Source organism: Hymenobacter agri, from assembly GCF_054778495.1.
This window is the reverse complement of the sequence record NZ_BAAGZM010000939.1, coordinates 1-1,163: the sequence shown is the minus strand read 5'-3', so window position 1 is coordinate 1,163 and position 1,163 is coordinate 1. Positions and strand designations below refer to the sequence as shown.

The following is a 1,163-nucleotide window of genomic DNA, read 5'->3' as shown; positions in this document are numbered from 1 at the left end:
CGGGTTCACCTCACCCCCCGGCCCCCTCTCCTTGGGGAGAGGGGGAGCCTGACGACTTGTAGCACATGCTTCAGCTTGTGCATTGCCCGAACAATCAAAACCCAACTTCGCACAAGCTAAAGCATGTGCTACAAGTATTTATCCGCGCCGCCGTGGCTCCCCCTCTCCCCAAGGAGAGGGGGCCGGGGGGTGAGGTGAACCCGCCAGAACAACCATGCCCACGCTCCCCATCCTCCCGCCGCACCTCGACGAAGCGCAGCTGCAGCAGCTCACGGCCAACCTCTCGGCCAACCAGCTGCTGTGGCTGAGCGGCTACTTCTACGGCCAAGCCACCGGCGGCGGCGCGACAGTTGCAGCTGTCGCGCCGGCCGCGGCCCCGGCTTCGAAGCTGACCATTCTTTACGGCTCGCACACCGGCAACGGCAAAAAGGTGGCCCAGCAGGCCGCCGAAGCAGCGAAGCAGCGCGGCCTGACGGCTGAAGTGCGCGATATGAACGACTACCCCGCCCGGCAGCTGGCGCAGGAGGAGCACCTGCTCGTCATCGTCAGCACGCACGGCGAGGGCGAGCCTCCAATTGCGGCCGAGGAACTGCACCAGTTCCTGCACGGCCCGCGGGCGCCGAAGCTGCCGAAGCTTCGCTTCGCCGTGCTGGCGCTGGGCGACAGCAGCTACCTGCATTTCTGCCAGACGGGCAAGGAGTTCGACCAGCGCCTGGCTGAGCTGGGCGGCACCCGCCTGCTCGACCGCGTGGATGCCGACGTGGACTACCAGACCGCCGCCAGCCAGTGGATTGAGGCTGCTTTGGCACAGCTTGCCAGCACCACGTCCGCGGCATCTGGTGGAGCGGCAGCACCTTCGATTGCGTCCGTTGGCGCGGCCAATTCAACCATTCAGCCATCCACCCATTTACCCATCACCGGATTTACCCGCGAAAACCCCTGGCCGGCACGAGTACTCGAAAGCATCCAGCTGAACGGGCGCGGCTCGGAAAAGGAAACCTACCACCTCGAGCTGGATTTGGCGGGCTCCGGGTTGCAATACGCCCCCGGCGATGCGCTGGCCGTGCGCTCCCGCAACCACGACCCGCTGGTGGAGGAAGTGCTGCGCGCCGCCCGCCTCTCCGACTCAGCCCCGGTGCAACTGGGGGCCGAAAGCCTGCCGC

At 66.4% G+C, this 1,163-nt stretch carries 1 protein-coding gene; it reads left to right on the top strand.

Annotation, left to right across the window (positions count from 1 at the left end):
• Nucleotides 1-214: 214 nt before the first annotated feature.
• Nucleotides 215-1,163, top strand: a 949-nt coding sequence (locus tag ACYVDE_RS23525) for a flavodoxin domain-containing protein (protein WP_460503956.1), incomplete at its 3' end; no start/stop codon positions are given.